The 23,098-nt window shown below is 46.0% G+C and carries 12 protein-coding genes; 3 read left to right on the forward strand and 9 right to left on the reverse strand.

Annotated elements, in window-relative coordinates; translation table 11 throughout:
* Both QQ041_RS08685 and QQ041_RS08690 read left to right on the forward strand, forming a co-directional pair.
* Positions 1-204: hypothetical protein (locus QQ041_RS08685; protein WP_285953603.1), on the forward strand; the 204-nt coding region annotated here is incomplete at its 5' end.
* Between the two features lie 20 nt (positions 205-224).
* The gene (locus tag QQ041_RS08690; RefSeq protein WP_285953604.1) at positions 225-482 is read left to right on the forward strand and encodes a hypothetical protein; all 258 of its coding nucleotides are present in this window, start codon (positions 225-227) and stop codon (positions 480-482) included.
* Between the two features lie 161 nt (positions 483-643).
* On the opposite strand, the gene QQ041_RS08695 is transcribed toward QQ041_RS08690, so the two are convergent.
* From QQ041_RS08695 to QQ041_RS08720, 6 genes are all read right to left on the reverse strand, one after another.
* Positions 644-1,129: a hypothetical protein gene (locus QQ041_RS08695; RefSeq protein ID WP_285953605.1), complete on the reverse strand. Its 486-nt coding sequence runs from the start codon at positions 1,127-1,129 to the stop codon at positions 644-646.
* A gap of 133 nt (positions 1,130-1,262) precedes the next feature.
* Positions 1,263-1,847: a cupredoxin family protein gene (locus tag QQ041_RS08700; RefSeq protein WP_285953606.1), complete on the reverse strand. Its 585-nt coding sequence runs from the start codon at positions 1,845-1,847 to the stop codon at positions 1,263-1,265.
* Positions 1,848-1,952: 105 nt separating this feature from the next.
* Entirely contained in the window at positions 1,953-5,096 is a 3,144-nt protein-coding gene (locus QQ041_RS08705) for an efflux RND transporter permease subunit (RefSeq protein WP_285953607.1), read from the reverse strand.
* Positions 5,093-6,832: an efflux RND transporter periplasmic adaptor subunit gene (locus QQ041_RS08710; protein ID WP_285953608.1), complete on the reverse strand. Its 1,740-nt coding sequence runs from the start codon at positions 6,830-6,832 to the stop codon at positions 5,093-5,095. Before QQ041_RS08710 ends, QQ041_RS08705 begins: the two co-directional genes overlap by 4 nt.
* 11 nt (positions 6,833-6,843) lie before the next feature.
* Complete coding sequence (locus QQ041_RS08715) at positions 6,844-8,286, reverse strand: TolC family protein (protein ID WP_146490880.1); 1,443 nt, start codon at positions 8,284-8,286, stop codon at positions 6,844-6,846.
* 99 nt (positions 8,287-8,385) lie between these two features.
* Positions 8,386-8,937: a hypothetical protein gene (locus QQ041_RS08720; protein WP_285953609.1), complete on the reverse strand. Its 552-nt coding sequence runs from the start codon at positions 8,935-8,937 to the stop codon at positions 8,386-8,388.
* 234 nt (positions 8,938-9,171) lie between these two features.
* Here QQ041_RS08720 and QQ041_RS08725 point away from each other — a divergent pair, with 234 nt between their 5' ends.
* On the forward strand, positions 9,172-17,721 hold the full coding sequence (locus tag QQ041_RS08725) for a VCBS domain-containing protein (RefSeq protein ID WP_285953610.1): 8,550 nt from the start codon (positions 9,172-9,174) through the stop codon (positions 17,719-17,721).
* 165 nt (positions 17,722-17,886) lie between these two features.
* On the opposite strand, the gene QQ041_RS08730 is transcribed toward QQ041_RS08725, so the two are convergent.
* Genes QQ041_RS08730 through QQ041_RS08740 form a run of 3 tightly spaced genes read right to left on the reverse strand, consistent with a single transcriptional unit; the run spans position 17,887 to position 22,983 of the window.
* Positions 17,887-19,200 (reverse strand): HlyD family type I secretion periplasmic adaptor subunit, encoded by a 1,314-nt coding sequence (locus QQ041_RS08730; protein WP_285953611.1) that lies wholly within the window; start codon positions 19,198-19,200, stop codon positions 17,887-17,889.
* On the reverse strand, positions 19,193-21,340 hold the full coding sequence (locus tag QQ041_RS08735) for an ABC transporter transmembrane domain-containing protein (RefSeq protein ID WP_285953612.1): 2,148 nt from the start codon (positions 21,338-21,340) through the stop codon (positions 19,193-19,195). The genes QQ041_RS08730 and QQ041_RS08735 overlap by 8 nt, the downstream gene beginning before the upstream one ends.
* A complete protein-coding gene (locus QQ041_RS08740; protein ID WP_285953613.1) occupies positions 21,337-22,983 on the reverse strand; it encodes an ABC transporter ATP-binding protein in 1,647 nt (548 codons plus the stop codon). The genes QQ041_RS08735 and QQ041_RS08740 overlap by 4 nt, the downstream gene beginning before the upstream one ends.
* Between the last annotated feature and the right edge of the window lie 115 nt (positions 22,984-23,098).

Raw genomic sequence — 23,098 nt, forward strand, 5'->3', positions numbered from 1 at the left:
AGCCAAAGCTCTATCTACGCCTCTTCAAAATTATCTATTGCCCTAAAATTAAGCCCGTTAACTTCCTATATCGCTCCACATTTGACTCCTGCTGTCAGTCATCTTTACACTACTGATGCTTATATTAGATTTCAAAATTATTCTAATTTAATAACCTTGGTCAATATCCGAAAAAATAGTTATGTTAATGTGCGCCAATTATAAACAACCAAAAAACAATAAAAATGTTTAAAAGCAATGAGTTAATCATAAACATCGAAGCAATCAACACTGCTCTAGCAAAAGTTGAGAATGCCAATAAAATTCAGCTAGATACATTGAAAGGTTATGTGAACAGCGAACCTGAACAGGCTGTACTGGCTTTTCGATCGCTAAATGAAGCTGAATCAATCGACAACAAACTGAAAAAGATCATGTCAGAGTTACCGCACCTGAGCGGCGAAGCACACCACCTGCTTGAAACTTCTATCTTGCTACAGTGATTCTAGCTATAGATAAGCCTCAGCCAATACAAGTTAGTTCATGTATTCCTGGACAGGTTGAGACTTATCTTTAACTGAACACAGCATTTAATCAATGACTTAGCGGTCACACAAAGCTGTACTGATTGGTTGAAATGAATAGGTGATGTAAGGCCCTCGGATTACTCCCAAAAGTTCCACCACTTTTTGCTGTTTTCTTCACGCTGCTGTCGGCCTTTTTCTGACCCTTTTCCTTCTTCTTTACGCTCTTGTTCCGCTTTCTTGTCTTTCTGCTTTTCTAATCCCGACTTTTCTTCGTCATTATCCATATCATCTTCAAGCTTTTCTTTCTTATCTTTGAGCTTCTCTTTACTCTCTTCGAGGGCTTCTTTCTCGTCTTCCAAATCGTCGAGTTCTTTATCTATTTTCTGCTTATCTTTTTTGTTCTTACTTTTTTTCGCTTTCTTCTTTTTCTCTTCGATCATTGAATCAAGCTGCTTCTCACGATCATCAATTTCGCCTTCAACTTTTTTAGCCTCAGCGAGCGTTTTTACTTCTTCTAAATCGGGCTTACCTTTACCAGCCCACTCAGGTTTAGCAGCAATGCTGTAATTAGACCAAGCTAATAAAGCACTTGATACAGCAACGACTAGTACTGTTTTGTTCATCCTTAAACTCCTACTTACTTGTTCTAACTAAAATTTTTCTATTTACTTATTAAACTTAATCGTCTAATACGAGAAAAACAAGAAAACGCACCAAACTAATCAATATAAGTCTGGTGCGCTTTATTAATCGATACTACAGCTCAATTTTTTTCAGCATTCCCGCTTCAGCGTGACCAGGAATATTACACGCGAACTCTACGTTATTATCACCATGGAAATGCCACAGCAATTGCTTCGCTTTACCCGGCTTAACTGTAACTGTACTGCCCGAGTCATGAGCGTGATTACCCATGTTTTTCATCATTTCACGGTGCTCTAACTGCTCTGAAGCAGAACCAATCGAGAATTCATGATCAATCTTGCCCGTGTTCATCACAACGAACTGCACCACGTCGTTCGGCTCAATATCAACCTTGTTCTTAAATGTGATTTTCATATCGTCACTTAGCAGAACATGAACCACTTTATCCGGCTTTGCGCCTGTCGCAGGCATACCGACTTCAGACATGCCTTCCATATTCATCATTGAATGGTCCATCTTTCCATCCTTCATCATGCTGTGATCCATTTTTGAATGATCCATCTCTCCATTTTTCATCATTGAGTGATCCATGCCTGAATGATCCATACTTGAATGGTCAACAGCTGAATGGTCCATTTCAGCAAAAGCCGTTGCAGTAGTTAACGTCAGTGCAATCGCAATAAGTGTCTTTTTCATGATCGTTCCTTAGATTAATTCAGTTATTTATTTGTTAGTTTCACATGTTCATATGGTGCGCCCTTACCCACTCTGTTTGGTCAGTAAGGGCTAATAATCAATACGTTATTTGTTTGTCTCGTTTTGGCTATGCGTAATCTCACGCTGTTTCCAGAGCTTAAAGATTGCAGGCAACACCAGTAGGGTAAGCAATAGTGCAGACGCCATTCCGCCTATCATCGGCGCTGCAATTCGCTGCATCACTTCAGAGCCCGTTCCCTCGCCATACATAATTGGAATGAGGCCAATGATCACCGTAAGTACTGTCATCATCACTGGGCGAACACGCAGTCCTGCGCCCTCACGAATCGCATCCGTTAAGTCTTCACCCTGAAGTGCTTGTTGGTTCTGCTCCGCATCCATTTTTTTGTAGTGCCATGCTTGGTTTAGGTAGACCAACATGATCACACCTATCTCAACAGCAACCCCGGCAAGGGCGATAAAGCCCACACCCACCGCAATGGAGAAGTTGTAATTGAGGATATGCATCAGCCATAGGCCACCAACCATCGCAAGTGGCAATGTCAGCATGATCATCATCACCTCACCGACGCGGCGGAAACTGAGGTAGAGCAACAACATGATGATGGCGATGGTGATTGGCACTACGACACTCAAACGCTCCTTCGCACGTTCCATGTATTCGTATTGACCAGACCATGCCAATGAATATCCAGCAGGCAAGACGATTTGATCTGTAACGACTTTTTGCGCCTCTGCCACGTAAGAGCCAAGATCGCGACCTTCGATATCAACGAACACCCAACCATTGGGACGAGCGTTCTCCGTCTTAATCATTGGGGGCCCATCTTCATAACGAATATCCGCGACATCAGACAAAGCAATTCGCGCTCCATTTGGTGTCACTAACGGCAGGTTCTGCAACTTAACGACAGAATCACGATAGCTTTGTGGGTAACGGACATTGATTGGGTAACGCTCTAGCCCCTCAACGGTTTCACCCACATTCATGCCACCAACCGCCGTCGAGATAACCTGTTGCACTTCTTTAATGCTCAAGCCATATCGCGCAGCCGAGCGACGTTTAATGTCTATCGTCACGTAACGACCGCCCGCAACACGCTCTGCGTAGACAGAAGCCGTTCCACTCACGCTGTTGAGGATGGGTTCAAGTTGCGAACCAATATCTTCAATCACGCTCAGCTCTGGGCCAGCGATTTTGATACCGATTGGGGTTTTGATACCGGTCGCTAACATGTCGATACGGGTTTTGATTGGCATAACCCACGCATTGGTTAAACCTGGGAACTGAATCAGATCATCAAACTCTTTACGCAGAGACTCTGTAGTGACACCGTCACGCCACTCATCTCGCGGTTTAAGCTGAATCACGGTTTCAATCATGGTTAACGGTGCAGGATCGGTTGCTGTCTCTGCTCGACCAATTTTGCCCCATGTAGTTTCGACTTCTGGAATGGTTTTAATTAGCTTGTTGGTCTGTTGCAACAACTCACGCGCTTTACCAATTGAGATGCCCGGATACGTGGTTGGCATGTACATCAAATCCCCTTCGTCCAAAGGAGGGATGAATTCGCTACCAAGCTTACTGGTTGGGTAATAAGCAGACGCCATTAAGCCAAGTGCGATAACAATCATCACCTTTGGATACTTTAGGCTGAGGTTCAAAAGCGGCTTGTACATCGCCACTAGGCTTCGGTTTACTGGGTTTTTGTGTTCAGGTAGCACGTTGCCGCGAATGAAGTAACCCATTAACACAGGAACAAGCGTGATAGCCAAACCCGCCGCTGCCGCCATCGCATACGTCTTGGTAAACGCAAGTGGCGAGAACATCTTGCCCTCTTGCCCTTCTAGCGCGAATACAGGTACAAAGCTCAAAGTAATGATAATCAGAGAGAAGAACAGCGGTGCGCCAACTTCTTCTGCTGCTTTGCCAATCACTTGCCACCGGTTTTTGTCAGTGAGCGGAGTCCGTTCAATGTGTTTATGAACGTTCTCTATCATCACTATGGCACCATCTACCATGGCGCCAATCGCAATCGCTATTCCGCCAAGAGACATGATGTTGGCGTTAATACCCTGCCAATGCATCACAATGAATGCGCCTAAGATACCAACAGGCAGACTTAGTGCGATAACCAACGACGAGCGGATATGGAACAAGAACAGCGCACACACGATCGCAACCACGATGAACTCTTCAGCCAGCTTCTTCCATAGGTTTTCAACGGCTGAATCAATCAAAGTCGAACGGTCATAAGTCGCGACAATCTCGACACCATCAGGTAATCCCACTTGCAGTTCAGCGAGTTTGGATTTCACCGAGTCGATCACTTCACTGGCATTTTCACCAAAGCGCATCACGATAACGCCGCCAACCGCTTCACCTTCACCATTCAGCTCAGAGATACCACGGCGCATTTGCGGGCCAAGATTAATGTCAGCAATATCACCCAATAACAGCGGGGTTCCCTTATCGGTCACTTTTAGCGGCAGAGATTGAATGTCTTCGATGCTTGTGAGGTAACCCGTAGTCCGAACCATATGTTCGGCTTCCGCAATCTCAACAACAGACGCACCTGTTTCTTGATTACCATCTTGGATTGCCTTGTTGACTTGCTGAAGCGTTAGGTCGTAAGCACGTAACTTGGCAGGATCAATCTGTACTTGGTACTGCTTCACCATGCCGCCAACGGTCGCCACTTCAGACACGCCTTCTACGGTTTGCAATTCATACTTTAAGAACCAATCTTGCAAACTACGAAGTTCGGCCAAGTCATGCTGACCAGTTTTGTCTTGCAACACGTAGCTGTAAACCCAGCCCACACCGGTTGCATCCGGCCCTAGTGTTGGCTTGGCACTCGATGGCAAGTTAGGTGCAACTTGGCTTAAGTACTCCAACACTCGTGAACGCGCCCAGTACATATCGGTATCGTCATTGAAGATGATATATACATAGGAATCACCAAAGAACGAGTAGCCACGAACCGTTTCAGCTCCTGGCACAGCTAACATGGCGGTGGTCAATGGGTAAGTCACCTGATCCTCGACCACTTGTGGCGCTTGGCCTGGATAACTGGTTTTGATAATCACCTGAACATCTGACAAATCAGGAATAGCATCGACCGGTGTGTTTTTAACGCTGTATAAGCCCCCAAATACGATGGCTACAGTGGCAACCAGCACCAAAAAGCGGTTACTGATGGACCAACGAATAATTGCATTGATCATAATGTGCCCTCACCCTTGCTATTCGTTGGTTCTAGAGATTTGAGCGTGTAGTCAGAACCCTGCTTCGCCACTAGAAACCGAATGGTTTGACCCTCGGCAAACTCCGATAAATCAAGGTCATCACTGGCTTGGAAATTCATTTCACCCGCTTTCCAATTCCACTCAGGGACTGGCTGATGTTTTACAGTGATCATGCCAAAATCTGCCATCAACATGGTGATGTCACCCGTTACCCAAACTTCGCCGGCGATCTTGTGTTTGTTGACCTTGTAATCAATAACCTCGTACTGCCCTGACTCTGTCTTTCTCATCTCAAAATCAATCGCCTTACCACGTTGCACGTCACTCATGTCTAAGCCTTCCGCAAAGGTGAAGTTCATCACCATGCCCGGCCAATCCCATTCAGGAACAGGCTGATGGTTAATCGTCACCATGCGACTGCCTTGCATAACTTCGGAAATGTCACCGTTTGCCCACACGGTTTCAGCCTCATCCTCAACACCATTGATGCGTGACAGATCAGCAGATTGGCTCGATTCAGAATCCAACATGAAGTGCGCAGAAGTGACAATGTTTTCGCCTTGCTCTAGCCCTTGAAGCACCTCTATTTTTTCGCCAGCTTCACGACCAACTTCAATACGAGCAGAGCGATATTTGCCGGAACCTTCTGACATCACCACTCGAGTCATACCACCGGAGTGAATCACCGAAGATCTTGGAATAGTAAGAACAGATTCATCACTGATGGGTTTCAGTGCAATATTGGCGAACATGTTTGGCTTAAGCTCGCCATTGGGATTGGAGAACTTTAAACGAACACGCAAGGTCCGAGTTTTTGGGTCAAGGATTGGGTAAACGTAATCAACATTACCCACCCACTCTTTGCCGGGAATGGCATCTAGCGTCATCACCGCATTGCTGCCTGACGAGATCCAGTGTGCTTGACGCTCAAAGACTTCAGCATCAACCCACACTTCATTTAGAGGTCCAGCACTGATTACCGCTTGAGCAGGCGAAAGGTAACCACCCTCTCGAATATTCAAACTGGCTATCACACCATCGGCTGGCGCTTTAATTTCAATGGTTTGCGTGGCTTTACCTTCTCGCGTAATAGCGCGGATTTGCTTCTTATCAACACCCAAGGTAATTAAACGTTCAGTCGAGCCCTTGATCAAACCTTTACGACCCGTTTTATAAGCACTGATCAACTCTTCTTGTGCTTTAACAAGCTCTGGAGAATAGAGTGTGAAGAGTACGTCGCCTTTATTTACCTTCTCGCCCACTGCGTTGATGTAGAGTTTTTCCACCCAACCAGAAACACGCACGTTGGTTTGCCATAGTGCACTTTCATCGAATGCCACGTAGCCAACAGTTTCAATGCGCGGTGATAGCGCTTCTCTTGTTACTTGTGCGGTTTTCACGCCAAGGTTATTTTCTACCGACGGATCGATAAATACTGTTCCTGCCTTGTCTGCTCCCGCACTTGAGTCATCTGCATACACAGGGATAAGATCCATCCCCATTGGCGATTGACCTGGCTTATCACGCTGATAATTTGGGTCCATCGGAGCTACCCAGTACAGAGGCTCATCCTTGGCCTGTTTACTTACATCTGCGTCTGTACTCGTTGCCATTGCTGACATGTTATGTGCTGACCCAACGACAAAGTGATTCACACTAAAACCTAATGCTCCACCGACCAATAAAGCGATAGTCGCTACTTTTACTGTATTCATTGTCTATTCCCTTATTGATTGGCTGTATGTTTAGTTGCGCTTGAGTTGAGTTGTGGTTGGTTTACTTGGTATTCAAAACCACTGACTAACGCAGCTAACTTGCTGTTAACGATGTTGAGGTCGGTGATCAAACGTTGTTGCTCTAACTTAAGTGCCAGCTCATCGGTCGTTGCTAAAATGACATCGTTAAACTGAGCGGTATTGTTTTGATAGCCCCTCTCAACCGCGCTGATTCGTGCTGCGGTTTGAGGAAGCAAGGACGTTTGATAGCGATCTAACCGCTGGATCAGGTTTGATCTGTCCACCAGCAATGCGTTCACTTGCGCATTCATTTGGGAGAGTAAAGTGTCTTTTTGAGACTTAGCCGCACCAACTTGATACTGAGCAGCCGATAAGTTTTTATCTTGTCGATTCCCCGTAAACAATGGGATGTCGACAGTCAGATAGGCACTCACCAGATCAGAAGCAGGTTCACCCGCCATGTTATTGGCTTGACGGTGTGCATACATCACTTCCACCCCAAACTGCGGGGTATAAGCTTGTTCGGCTAACTCAACCTGAGTTTGATTAGAGGAAATACTGACATCGGAGATCTTAACCAAAGGATGGTCAGTCAATAGCTGGTAGTGCTTGGTCGAATCGATATTGGTCGCTAGTTTGCTTTCCAACAACGACCAATCGATTTGGTTAGTTGCATTCAGTACGCCCTGAGAATCCAGAACCTGAGAGCCTAGCCAATCAGAACCCAACCATTCAGAAAGCTGAGAGATTAAGCGACGCTGAACCTGCTGGTTTGCCTGAAGTTTCTCATCAAGCTTGCTCACTTGAAGCTGAGCATTAAGCAGATCTTGCGCTTCACTTTTACCAATTGAGTAATTGGTTTGTACATAGTTTTCAAGCTCAACCAACAAACGACGATTTTGACGAATCACCGACTCAGCCTTTTGCTGATAACCTAACTCAAGCCAAAGCTGCGTCATGCTATTCGCAACCGTCAATTCTCTTGCTTGTACCTGCAAAGCTAGAGCATCTGCCTGTTGGCCTGCCTTTTTCTGTTGAAGGTTAAGCGTATCGCCACGCTCAAACTGCTGCATCAACCCTACCGATATATTAGTCATCGGGTCTTCGTCGAATTGAAAGCTATCGACAGGCAAACCGCCAAATCCAACTTTTAATTTCGGGTCCATTAAGGTCGAGCTGGCAATGCCAGTTTCTCGCATCGCTTGAGACTGAGCAAAGTACTGTTTGCGATTTCCATCTTCGCTTAAAGCAATCTCAATCAATGTATTGAGCTGCTGCGTCGAGCTTGCTTGGTCATGAGCTGAAATGTGTTGAGCATTTGAAGCTGACGCCGTGGTAGCCGCGAGCGTAGCACTTGAAAACAAGGCCATAGGCAAGGCAGCAGCAACCACTAAGCTCGTGTTCATGACAAACACAGAGGTTGTTGGTTTCATATTCACAATGAATGTCCATATCTAGCGCTAATTAGCGCATAAAAAAGAATGGCTTATCAGATTTATCTAACTGATAGAGCTGTATTTTTAGATATAGATTTATGCGGAAGGTGGGCGTAGCAAAGACTGTGCACGAGTCACTTTTTGACCGATAGTTACAGAGTGATGAGGTGCGAATGAGGAGGAAATTTGGTAGTTGGCTTGGAGCGCCTGAATTGTATGTGATGCTGTAGAACAAACAGAATAGCAACAGATACGAGCAGAATCCGAACCACCACAACAGTTGTTGCCCATCACATGTTCACCGTGAGCATCCATTGACTCTTGATGCGAGGCCATCTTTTCATGAGCAGACAGCTCAACATAAATGGTGTGTTCGTCATGAACAGGCTGGTCGCCATTCGGCGTGCTTGCATGAACATGATCGTTCATGTCTGAATCGCTAACGGTCACATGGCAACCAGCAGCAAATTGATAGACGGCATCAAGATCGCTCGGCGAATCGCTGTGCTGGCAGATAGATTTATTCGACATCATCTGCGTTGCCATGATATTTGCCATCATGGCCGATGAGCTTGAGGCATAGCTAGACATCAACATTGCAATGATGCTGAAAACAGTAATCCAAGTTGTTCGGAGTGTGTTTGTCATAGCTAACCTTTAAATTTATAAGGCAAGTATAAAGGTTCCCCTTAGGGTAAGGTCAATGCCATTGTGATTGAAATTTGCCTAACCATTGAAAAAGCATTCATCCTTTTTTTCATCAAAATGAGATAATTCTTCGACTTTATAATTTTTCCTTTAAAAATTATCTAATTAGCTAGCGAAACCTCTATCTGTGTATTTTACTTAAAATAGTGCAACCAAGATTCACGGATGAGAAAAATGGCTAACAAAAAAAACGTCGAAACGAAGAAAAAAAATACCGAACTTAAAGATAAGAATAGTCATGAGCTAAAGCAAAAGAAACCAACACAAAAAAAGAAACTCAGACTGCATTCACATCTAAAAGTGAATATCCCACTTTTTCAGTCACTCATGATGATTTTGCCATCATTGGCTAAACACGCTGCTGCCGAAAGTATAGACAATTCCAGCGACTCTGCAGATCAAGTAACCGTAAATAACGTGAGCGAAAAAGATGTCACCGATGACCATAGCAAGGCGGGCTCATCAGCGGTTGTTCATCAAGAAGCTCAGACGAGTGACAGCGACGTAAACTCAACCTTAAGTGCAAGTCACGCCTCCCATGGTTCGAGCGCTCACTTGGTTCCTTCTCATCATTTATCGACGCTTTCTCACCCGCAAGTCCATTACATTCCTTCGGTATCGATGCCAACTATCTCCTCAGGAAGTAACAGTCAGCCGACTCATTCGAATGCGCCTACGACGCCCGCTTTACCCGTCACCTTCATGCCAGAAGTCATAAAAGGTACGTACGGAGAGCTTCATGTTGATGCAAATGGTCAATACACATTCGTATTGAATCCAAATTCTCCTCAATACATCCTGTTAAATCAGCACCAACCAGGTACTGACCATTTTGCGTTACACCTATCTAATGGCTCGAGCATCATTGTCCAGATACCGGTAACAGGTAAGCAAGACACGCCAAGTATTTCTGGAGACTTAACAGGTGTCGTAACAGAAGATCACAATATTGATTCACAAGGCTTGTTACATGCGAACGGTAAAATTGATGTCATAGACCCAGACCAAAATGAAAGTTCGGTTACGCCAGAAGTTATCTCTGGTAAATATGGTTCATTAACCATCGACGCAGATGGGCATTGGCAGTATCAAGTTGATAACTCTCTTTCGAATGTTCAAGCGTTAACCGCAGCCACTTCATTGCACGAAAGCTTCACTATTCACACCAAAGATGGCACTCCTCAAACCATCGATATGACCATTGGTGGCAACGATGACAATGCGGTTATTACTGGGGTAGACGCGGGCTCGGTCATAGAAGATCTAACGACACAAGTTCAAGGCCAACTTTCGGTAACAGACCCAGACCTTGGAGAAGACCATTTTCAAGCCTCACAAGTTGCTGGCAATTTCGGTACATTAATTATCACGAAAGATGGAGCGTGGACCTACGATCTAGACAACTATAGCCCCTACGTGCAAAGGCTTGCCCAAGGCTCGACTGCAACAGACATTATCACGGTTCATTCCGCCGACGGAACCGCACATCAAGTCACTATTACTATTAATGGTACCAATGATTCAGCTGCGATCACTAATAGCACAGGAGGTTCACCAAATTCATTTTTCGTTGTTGGAAAAAGTCCCCACTTAGATCAAGTTATTGAAGATCATAAGCTCACGGTTTCAGGGAAATTAAGCATAAGTGACATCGACGCAAAAGAAGCACATTTCTCCAATACCGATGTTACAGGTACTTTAGGCACGCTCCACCTTAAAGACAATGGTGCATGGGCTTACGATCTGGATAACACGAATCCAGCCGTGCAAGCCTTGGGCAAAGGCGCTACTACCACCGATACGATTACCGTTCATTCGGCTGATGGTACACCCCATCAAGTGACGATCATAGTAAACGGCACCAACGACAAAGCCGTGATTGGTGGTACCAACTCCGGTGTAGTAACGGAAGAATCTCAACTGCACACATCCGGCACATTGACGATTAGTGACGTTGATACTGGTGAAGCGCACTTCTCCAATACCGATGCTGTAGGTGCTTTAGGTACGCTCCACCTCAAAGGCAATGGAGCTTGGACTTACGACCTCGATAACACCAATCCAAAAGTGCAAGCCTTGGGCAAAGGCGCGACGGCCACCGATACGATTACCATTTATTCGGCTGACGGCACGCCACATCAAGTTACCGTCACGGTTAACGGTACCAATGACCGCCCTACTATCTCAGGTACCTCTAGTGGCGCGGTCATCGAACAGGGCTTAAACACTGCTGGAACGCCAGATGCGACAGGCTCTCTAACAGCAACCGATTTAGATAAATCTGACACTATTACGTGGGCAATCAATCAACCTCAAGGCCAATGGGGAACGCTATCGATTGACCAGCATGGCCATTGGCACTATCAGCTAGACAATTCAACCAGCGGTGCCGCGGATAAGCTCGCGGCCGGTGAACATCAATCGGAATCATTCTGGATCACCGCTACCGATTCAGCTGGAGCGACAGTCCCTCATAAAATTGTTATCGATGTACAAGGTAGCAACGACAAACCAATTGTCAGTGCATGGACTCAGCTTCCTGCGGGAAAAGAAGATCAACCCGTAACCATCAAGGCTTCTGACTTACTAACGCATGCAAGCGATGTTGATAGTAGCGATGTATTGCACGTGACGAATCTGCAAGCCACACACGGTAGCCTGACTGATAACAAAGATGGCACTTATACCTTCACGCCAGACAAAGATTTTAACGGTGAGATTCGACTCACCTATGATGTGGTTGACGGCCATGGTGGTAGCGTAAGCACTCAAGCTAAGTTTGATCTTACCGCAACTCCAGATAACGCGATTATTACCGACGCACAAACCAATGCAGACTTACGGGGAGTGACTGAAGATCGCGGTTATATAGATACTCAATACCAATTACATTACGACGGCAGATTAAACATCCAAGACCCTGATGCGGGAGAGGCTCAATTTGATCCAAATATTGGTCCGCAAACCTATCAAGGTATTGGCTACGACACCAAACTGGGTGGGCACATACTGCTCATGCGCGACGGTCACTATACCTATACGCTCGACAACCGCAATATACAGAACTTAGCACAAGGTGAAGTTAAACACGATTCAGTCGTTATACGCTCGGCAGATGGTACAACGCATACGATAGAGCTAACGGTTCATGGTACCAACGATGTTCCTACCATCAATGCACAGTCAAACTCAGTGACTGAAGGTGGAAGCGTTCTAAATGGACAAATGGTTGGCCAAGATATAGATACAGGTGCGACCTTGACTTACAGCGCACCGCAGATTGATGGTTTGGTGGTTAATCCGGACGGCAGTTATAGCTTCAACCCTGTTCACTCTAGCTACCAATCGTTAGCATCAGGTATCACGAAGACGTTGACTGTCCCCGTAACAGTCACAGACGAACATAATGCGAGCAGCACTCAAAACCTCTCGATTACGATTACAGGAGTTAATAACTCTGCCGTTATTAGCGGTGTCGACACGGGTGATGTTCACGAAGGACATACCTATACCGCGCCAGACGGTACAATGTCTGGAGGTTACGTCGATGATCGTTCGCCAGATCATATGCATGGAAACATCGGTAAAATATGGAACGATGAAATACACACTGATGGTCACCTGAACATTATTGATCCAGACTCCGGTGAAAGCCACGCTCAAACAGGCACCTACCAAGGTACACACGGACATGTGATACTTCAGAGTAACGGAGATTGGAGCTACTACGCTTCCATCGGCCAAGACGCAACAGGTAGAAAAATTGATCACCTCGGTCAAGGTGAATCAATAACGGATACTGTTACCGTCAAATCGGCTGATGGCACCACTCACGATATTCATATCACCATTCATGGCGACAATGACCGCCCTTACTGCTCTTCAGAGGTTCAGCTCAACAGCGGAAAAGAGGACCTCGCACAAACCATCACGACAACCGAGTTGCTAGCAAATACTGTTGATGTGGATACTAATGACATAGGCAAACTGACGATTGCGAACCTTCATGCCGATCATGGTTCTATTCAAGATAACACAGACGGTACCTACACCTTCACGCCAACTAAAGACTATAACGGCCCAGTTCATTTCACTTACGACGTGAAAGACGCGCATGGAGGTACCACCCACACTGGCGCAAATACCACTCTCGTAGCGACCCCAGACAAAGCCATTATCTCTGAAGTGACTACTGGAAGGGTTATTGAGGATGGGCCACATGCAACGCATAGCAACGGCACCACGACTGAATTAGCTAACGGCCAACTTCAAGTCATCGACCCAGACAGCGGGGAAGATAAGTTCCAATACAGCCAATTTGGTGAATCAGCAGTTCACGATCCATTTGGTGGCATGCTTCGGATTGATAGTGCGGGTAATTGGGGATATAGCGTCGACAACGCGGCTCTTCAACACCTAGCGCAAGGGCAAGTTGAAACGGTTACCTATCGAGTACACAGCTTCGATGGTACTGCCTACGACTTAAATATTGATATCGTCGGAACCAACGACGCACCGACAGTTACCAAGGTAGTTCTAAGCAACGGCACGGAAGATATAAACTATCAAATGCAGGCGAGTCAGTTCGGATTCACCGATGTCGATACAGGCGATACGTTGCACTCAATCGCGATCACTGATCTGCCACCAGCAGCCCAAGGAAGGTTCATACTCGATGGGCACGATATCACTGCAGGTCAGAGTATTGCTTCAGCCGATATTGCTAAACTTCAATTCGTTCCTGCACAAGATTTTAATGGCGATGTTCAGTTTAAATTCACAGTTAATGACGGGCATGTCGACTCGTTAAAGGCCACTAATACGCTTCATATAGACGCCGTTAACGATACAGCAACATTTGCCGGGGACTCTGGCAGCGTAAATGAAGACACAAGCCCTCACCACAACCTACATATTGCTGGTGCCACAACTATTCAAGACGCTCTTACTTGCAACGGGCATCTGATTGTTTCTGACGCGGATGGCCAAGGTGAAGCCGCATTGGATTTGAATGGTCAACATCACTTAACCCAAAGTGGCACCTATGGCCAGTTTGTGATTAACAGCAGTGGCATATGGGTCTATGCCGCAGATAATAACAATGTTGCTATTCAAGACTTAGATAATGGGCAAACACTGACTGACCATATTGAAGTGCTCTCAAAAGATGGAACCAAACATTCAATAACAGTAACCATAAATGGCACGACCGACGACCCAGTCCTTCACAGCCTTAGTGATTCTGGTGTTCAACATAGTGGTCCAATCGAAGGGAATCTACTTACTGGCTATGGGACGGATCAAGGGTTGAGTGGTGCAGCAACAGACACCGATTCCAACGCGCATTTAGTATTACAAGATATTCAAATAAAAGACCCCGTGTCAGGTTATGTCGCGGTAAGGCCGGGGCAACCACATACTATGACCGGAATCGGTACACTCGCGATCGAAGCGAATGGTCATTATACCTTCACCCCGGAAGCTGGCTTTACAGGTAAAGTGCCAAGTATGGTTTATCGTGTCGGCGATGATGGTGGTAACCCAATAGGAGATTCTTCTCAAAACTCTCTATCTATTGAAGTCACCCCCCCCCTACAGCATACGCCAACGGTCACAGGACAAACCGTTTCTACAAATGAAGACATCACCAGAACCATTACGACCAGTGAATTTGGTTACAGTGATCAGGATGGCGACGTATTGCAGTTCGTGACCATTACTAGCATACCGAGTCATGGATTATTACTTCTAAACGGTAACGCCGTAACCGCCAACCAGCAAATCAGCAAGGCTGACTTAGACGCAGGTCATTTAACTTTCACGCCGATCAATAATGAAAACGGCGCCAACTATGCGCAATTTAGCTTCACTGCGAATGATGGCCATCAAAATTCGGCCAGTGCAACGATGATAGTGGACGTCAATGCAGTGAATGACGCACCTATCGTTGGATCGAGTTTCATTAGTTCACTAGAAGACAAACCGCATGCGTTCACTACCGCCGACTTTAAATATTCAGATATTGATGGGGATGCTTTAAACCATATCACGATTACCAATGTCGCCCATGGCGTGTTAACCCTGAATGGCACCACGGTGAGTGTTGGCGATGACGTCAGTGCATCCGACGTTTCATCACTTATCTTCATCCCAACTCACAACTACTTTAGTTCTGGTGTCAGCGGATTGGGTGCGGTGCAATTTACCGCAAACGATGGTCATGTTGATTCAAAAGAAGGGTCGATATTCATTAATATTGCGAGTGTCGCTGACCCTGCAACATTCAGTGGAGACTCCACAGGAGTGGCCAAAGAAGACGTAACACTTCAAGCTTCAGGTACGTTGACGGCGAGTGACCCTGATGGAACAGCAGGATTTACCGCGGTACAGGGCGGAGCTGGAATAGCCGGAAGCAAAGGCTATGGGCACGCTCATATCGATGCAAATGGTCACTGGACTTACGACCTTGACAACAAACACCCTGTCGTCCAACAGCTAGCTCAGGGTCAAACCGATACTGAAACCATCACGGTTCAATCTGCAGATGGTACGCATCATGATATCGTGGTTACCATTACCGGCACCAACGACGCACCGATTCTCGGTGTTAACCAAACATCATCAACGACTGGCACATTGACAGAGACAGATGTTGACCTTAAAGATATTCATACATTCTCTGTTGTTGGCTCAACGGGTCAATTCGGTTCACTGTCCGTCGACCCAAACACTGGTGACTACGTCTACACACCCAATACGTCTATCACAGGAATGAGTTATAACTCTACCACCAACTCCTACCATGGTGTCGATGTATTCGAAGTAAAAGTCAGTGACGGCCATACTGAGGATTCGAAATTCATCACCTTTGATGCCTCGGGACATGTCACCATGTCACCAACGGGTGGTCTAGTCATATCAACCACAGTGCCTCAACAACCTACGGTTACAACGACACTACCGAGCTTGCTAATGGTCACCAACGTAGCGTCAACGAACTCGGTGACATTGGATTTAGCATCGACGAGTGACTCGGGTTCATCAAACACCGACAACCTTACCAACGACACTACCCCAACGATTACTGGGCACACTGATATTCCATTCTCGAAAGTCACGATTTACGATGGTTCCACACCCGTTGGACACTCGGTATCTGATGCCTCTGGCCAATATAGTGTTGCAGTAAGCAGCTTATCGGAGGGCGATCATAATCTATCCGCCAAAGCATTGGCTCCTTCGTCAGTGCTACCGGCTACCTCTTCGCTTCTTTCCGTCCATATAGATACACAAGTGCACGTCGGTATTCAAACAAACCCGATTACCGCCGACAATGTGATTAATGCTCAAGAATCTAACAGCTCCATTGACATCACCGGATCCGTTTCTGGCGATTATAATGCAGGCGACATTGTGACTTTAGATGTAAATGGGACACAGCATACTGGCGTGGTCGATGCAAAAGGACACTATTCAATTGCCGTACCTGGCAGTGAACTCATTGCCGATGCTGACCAAAAAATAGAGGCATCAATAGCGGTAACAGATACCGCAGGTAATAGCGCTCATGCCACTGCAGATGTTACTTACCAAGTCGATACACAGGTTAGCGTGCCTACGATTACTTTTGAAAACGCAGGGGCAGACAACTTATACAGCAAAGCTGAAATCGCCCGAGGCCATGCAAATACGATCACAGCAACCGTTACGCCTCCTGGTGATGCCAAAATCGGTGAGCATCTTGTCGTCAACGGGCAAGACCATGTATTAGATGCTCACAGTCTTCAACATGGAATACAAATTGAAGTTCATCCGGGTTCTAATATACAAGCAACAATGACTGACGAACACGGTAACACCGCAGGTAGCCAAAGTTTTGCTGCAAGCGCTATACCTGAACCTATCATTGTCAGACCACCATCGGGAAGCCACCAAGTATCTGGCACGCTTGGGGTTCCACCACTATTACCATCGTTAACTCCGGTACCAACAGCACAAAGCGGTTGGCGAATCCATTTACCTAACGGACAGTACGTCACTAGTCATCATGGCCAATACGGGACATTAACTATTGACCCTCAGACTGGTCATTTACATTATCAAGAGCAAGCCCAAGTTCACACGGGCCCTCATGGCAGCGCTTCGGGAGTCGGCCAGCATGAAGATAAATTTGAAGTAGCATTGCAAGGGACAAATCAAGATGAAGTTGTCGCCCATGTGAATATCCAGATACTCAGTCATGGGCCTGGACATAGTGGAAAGCTGACAGTTGGAACCGAAGTGGTTGATATGACAATAACCCCTATCGCCCATTCCTCCCACCCAGCTCCACCGCCACCTCCTCCGGTGTTACATGACGAGCCTGACATGGCTTCGCAAGCAGACTTTACCGTTACGCAAAGCGATGACAGTTATCTAGATTTTACCCAGCACGCTCACCAAGAGCCAGACCAGAAAACTGACCACCATGGTGCTGCGGCTTATTTGGATGCCCTAGGTATTCAGCCGAATGCATCGCCTACCACCGGGCACGATCAACCCGCAGACATGGATATCGTCCTTGCACAAGTCGACCAGCAAGACACTCTTGATCATGACCAAGCGCATTTGGATATGTCAGACGCGCTTGAACACCATGATGCGAACGTCAACCACCACCAAGATGATGAGCATCACCATCACAACGACGTAGACGGGCTACCGGACATAGACCCTAATCCATAACATCAATATCAAGTAAGTAAGATGGGGAGTGTTGTCTGCTCCCGTAATCTCTTCTAAAGAACATACAGAACAAAGAAAATGAAAACCAAAAGGGAGCACATGATGTGCTCCCTTTTTATTATTTGCTGTTGTTATTCGTTTGCTCTCAACGACTCTATATAACGATTACCTTTCACCAAATGCGACACTGACATTGGTGTAGATCGGTTTCCATAAATACTGGAATACTGATTTCTCACCTGTTGTAATGTCTACCTCTCCCGTCATACCTGGCAAGATAGAAAAGCTCTCCGGATTATCACGGAAATAAGGAACATCCACCGAGACGACGACTTCATAATAGATTTCACCGCGTTCACTTTGACTTGTAGTTGGAGAGATACTCTCAACCACACCTTTCAATGCGCCAAAGCGGCTGTAATCAAACGCATCAATCTTAATACGAGTCGGCTGCCCTACACTCACAAAACCAATATCTCTTGGCGATAAACGTGCTTTAAAGTCGGCTTTCCCACCAACAGGAACGATTTCAACCACAGTGCCACCTGGCTGAATAACACCACCGTTTTGCGTGCTTGGCAGGCTTTGCACCAAGCCTTGTAGCGGTGACACCAACATGGTGTTCGTCAATTTAGCTTGGCTTGAACGAACTCTGGCATTCAGTGCTGATAAGTCAGATACGGCTTTAGAGCGATCGTCGCTGACCTTCGCCTTCGCCTCTGCTAAAAGCTGTTCAATTTTTTGCTCTGTGCTGCCTGCTTGCTTGATTAACACAGCTTTCTTACCACGAGCTTCTTCGATTTTCTGTTCGATACTCGCCAGTTTTTGTCGCATTTCAAGCACACGTAAACGTGAAATATTGCCCGCTTTATAGCCCTTTTCTAGTATGTTCAACTCTTGCTTGGTCGCATTCAGCTCTTTCTCGTAGCTAGGCAATGACTTGTCTACACTACGAAGTTGCTCTGCAATCTGCTCGCTCTCTTTCTCAAGTACCACACGCTTTTGAAAATAGAGGGCTTTTTGTGCATTCAACTGCGCTTTTTGTTGACTAACGATCTGTGGGTAATCGACCTCGAACTCAGCAAGATTCGGTTCACGTTGCTCAAGCAGCGCATTCATACGTTCTACACTGGCTAGAAGCGTCACTTGTTGAGACTTCAATTCTTCAAGAGCGGTACGTTGAAAGGTGGCATCAAACTCAACAAGAGGCTGACCTTTCTCGACCAGCTGACCTTCTTTAACGAGAATTTGCTTTAACTTACCGCCAATCGCGCTTTGTAATACTTGCTTCTCGCCTTCTGGAATTACTGCGCCTTTGGCTTTGGCAATTTCATCAACTTGGGTGACGACTGACCAAGTGGCAAAAGCGATAACACATAAAGCAACTGACCACGTCGCCAATGCCAATGTACGAGCCGTATTTTGTGATTCAACAAGTTCACCGTAGCGCTTGCCCTTCTCGATAGGTTGTTTAGCCATTAGCGACTCCTTGCTTAGACTCTGATTGTTCTTGGGAAGCTTGAGGCTCTGAAGGCTGTTCCTGCTCCGAAGACTGTTCCGGCTCTAATGGGCCAGCATAAACAACAGCCCCCTCATTTAACACCACGACTTTATCGGCAAGCTTGATTAAATCCGGATCGTGGGAGGTGTAGATCACTGTTGCTTTTCCTTTTTTCAACTGCACAAACTCACCAAATATACGTTTAGCATTTGGGTGTGCATCAGGCACAGGGTTATCCATTAAAAACATGGGGTAATCATAAACCAGCGCTTTTGCATCAATGAGTATCTGCGCAACACTGCCAGACAACATGTCAAAAAGGCTATCCGGTTGAATACTGCTGATGGCGGTATCTAGTCCGTCTGATAATGTCTCGAACCAACGCTTTCCACCCACTATTTCAATTGCAGAGATCATTTTCTGATCTTCGACTTTATGACCGTCGTTTAGCCACTCTCGAATACTCAATGTAAGCAAATCAGGATAAGCGGCTCGAATGAAACACCAGTGACGATAGAGCTGTGGGTCGTATTGAACGAGGTTAACGCCTTCAAGCTCGACCATGCCGTTTGGGATAGGCTGCAAGCCAGACAGCACTTCAATTAATGTTGATTTACCGCTCCCAGAAGGGCCGGTAATCGCGACAATTTCACCCGCTTCAATATCAAAACTCACACCATTCAAGGCCGGGCGACTTTGTTTGGGATAGCGCAGTGTCACTTGGTCTAATTTCAAATTAGGCGCTACCACAGGTAACGGGTGATGCTGGTAACTGAATTCACGTTCAGATGGCTGAGACAAAATACGATTCACCTGCAACCTGGATTGATTAAAGCTATTAAAACGCATCGCGCTGTTTGCCAACACCTGAGCAGGCCCCGTCACTTTGGAAATCAACATCATTGATGCAATCAAACCACCGGGCGTCATCACTTGTTCGAAAATAAGTCCAATACCTAAGCCCATGACAGCCAGTGTTGAACCTACTCCGATAAAGTAATAAATCGAGGTGTATCGACTTTGCAGAACCGATTGATTAAACGTCACCGTAGAGGCAAGCAGATTGGCCTTTTGGAAACGTTGAATCCAGTGCTCTGAAAACCCAGCACTACGAATAAAAGCAAGCTTGGACGACAACTCATTAGTCATATTTTGACGATTAGTGCCTGCTACCGTCGATTGCATTGAGCGCTTACTACTCGAACGTATCGAACGCTTAGCTAATAGGTAATACAGAACCAAAGAGACGATGGGAACCAGTACTAACCAACCGCCTAAAACTCCTATCGCTAGTACAAAAATTAGAATGAATGGTAGATCAAATAGCGCATTTCCTAATGGCCCCGATAACACACCTGAAATACGCTCCGACAACATCACTTGGTTTTGTTGACTAGAAGAGGCTGTTTGCTGATTTTGAGCATAGCTATTTCGAAGCAGACGCTGCACGAGGGATTGAGATATCTCACGACTTACCCGGTTTGAAACTGAAGCAAACACTCGGCTACGCAATGTTCTTAACCAACCCATCATCACAAACAACAACGCCGCGCCAATGGCGATACCTTGCAGCTCATGCCCTGCATCACCGCCAATCACATGGTCATAAATCGACATAGTGATGAAAGGAACGGCAAGCGCAAATAAGTTAGTGATAAAACTGACTAGCAGCAATTTAGGAATAATGGGGCGAAACGCATGTAACCGTTCGCCAACCCAATCAGGAGAAGCCTTCTCTAGTGGTGGACCTTCGATAACAATGCAAAACTGTGGTATCTCGGCAATGTCTTCATTGGCACCAAAAGCGATAAACTGTTTCGATTCTATATGACCAGAGACCAGCTCATGTTCACCAAGTACCAGTAAAACCAATTTATGCTCGCCAACTTCATCTAGGTTGGCAACCAAGCGATAGGGCAATGCAAGCCTGTCGAACAGGGCAAACATATCGTCTATTGATTCAATCCCATTCTCATCGACCCATTGACGTGCGAACAACTGGATATTCGCATTCACTTCCAACTGCTTAAGGACAGAAAGGCTTTCATTTTCTAAATGATTCATCACCTCTTGTCGACCATTCGGATCTGCACGGTTGCTCGCATCTAAACGATTCATACGATAGCCTCCTGGTTGTTCTCACTGTCGACCGCAATAGCTCGACTTTCCACTGTAATGATTCGATTAGCTAATTCGCGAAGTTTAGAATGGTAGCTCACAATCAGTATCGTCCGTCCTGCCGCCACTTCTTCTTCCAGAACCTTAGCAAGGTTTCCAAGGGCATCTAAATCAAGCGAGGAATCTGGCCTTTCTAACATGATAATGGGCTTATCACTTGCCAGTTGAGTCGCGATATTGAGCACTTTCACGTTGCCCATACTCAGCAGAGACGCACTCGTATGACCAATTTGTGTCTCTAGTCCATCGGGTAATCGAGTGATTTCCTTGGTTAAACCCAAACGCTTAGCATAGTCACTGGCGCTATGTGTTCTCTCAGGATCAAACCCGCACAAGTTGTCGAGAATAGTACCTGACACTAACTGCCCTTTAACGCCACAGTAGGCGGCAGTATTGGTTACGGATGCGATTGAAACGGCAGCTCCGTTAATGAAACACTCACCCGCGGCCAAATCATCAATCCCTGCTATCGAAGACAGTAAGTGACTATTGGTATGGCGATCTTCACTTTCTAACAACACCAGTTCGCCTTTATTTAACGTCACATCCGCACTAGCGAGTTCACCATATCTTTCGACGGTGGCTTGCTTGATTTCTAAAGTTTCAAAGTCAGATAACGGGATCTCAGGTTGCTCAGAATCTGAAGATTCCGATAGTGACAAGTCACTCAATTTTTCTATTGCCTGATTGGCACTGTGTATTGAATTAAGTTTGATTCGAATCCCAACCATAGCGCTCAAAGGCGCAACCGCTCTACCCGATAAGATAGAGCATGCTGCTAATCCACCAGTGGTTAACTGACCATCTAACACCCACAAGCTACCCGTAATCACGAGTAACACTGACGTCGCTAATGCGGCAAGCTGAATACATTCTTGGGCGAAGGCATTCTGTTCCTCTTCTCTCGCTTTAGACTGAGAACGAACGTTATTGAGGGATTTAAATTGATTGAAGATTCGAGACTCAACGGCCTGACGTTTGATTCCCTGAATGGTTTGGCTCAGCAAAATCAAGAACGCTTTTCGCTCCTGCTCATCTTGAGAAGCTTCCTCACTTAGACTTTTAACGCGAATAGAAGATAACCAAACGATTCCGAGAGTAATCAGCCAAACTGCCAAAGGTATTGCCACCAGCTCACCACCGATGTAAGCCACCAAGCCCAAGAAGATCAATGCAAAAGGCAAATCAATAAAGCCTGCAATCACACCGCCGGAATACCAATCTTTAACTTTGGATACTGAGCCGAGCCCTTCTTCTACACCGCCAACACCTAAATGACGAAGATGGCCTGATGAAGCCGTTGTTACTCTTTCAACCAAGGTTTGATAGGTCGCTTTCTCGGTATTGCTGGCCGCGGCTGACAAAAGCCAAGTACGCACAAACCTGATCAATGCTTCCATGGCAACAGCCAACGCTGCACCCGCCAACAACAAAGTGGCAGTACCGTAACTTTGGTTAGGTAAAATACGATCATAAATTTGTAAAACCGTTAACGGAACGGCGAGAGAGAGAAGATTTATGAGTAAAGAAGGCAGTAGGACTTTTCCTACCACCCCTTTGTTTTTCATTGAACTTGCGGGCATACACAATCCTTATCCATGCTTATGAAATAAGATTGGTACACCATGTTGAGTATTGCAAGGTAACGGACTGATTTAACGTGTTTTTCAATATAACTATGACGCAGATCTTCCTACA

Origin of the sequence: Vibrio sp. TMPB1044 (genome assembly GCF_030442075.1) — a bacterium.
GTDB lineage: Bacteria > Pseudomonadota > Gammaproteobacteria > Enterobacterales > Vibrionaceae > Vibrio > Vibrio satsumensis.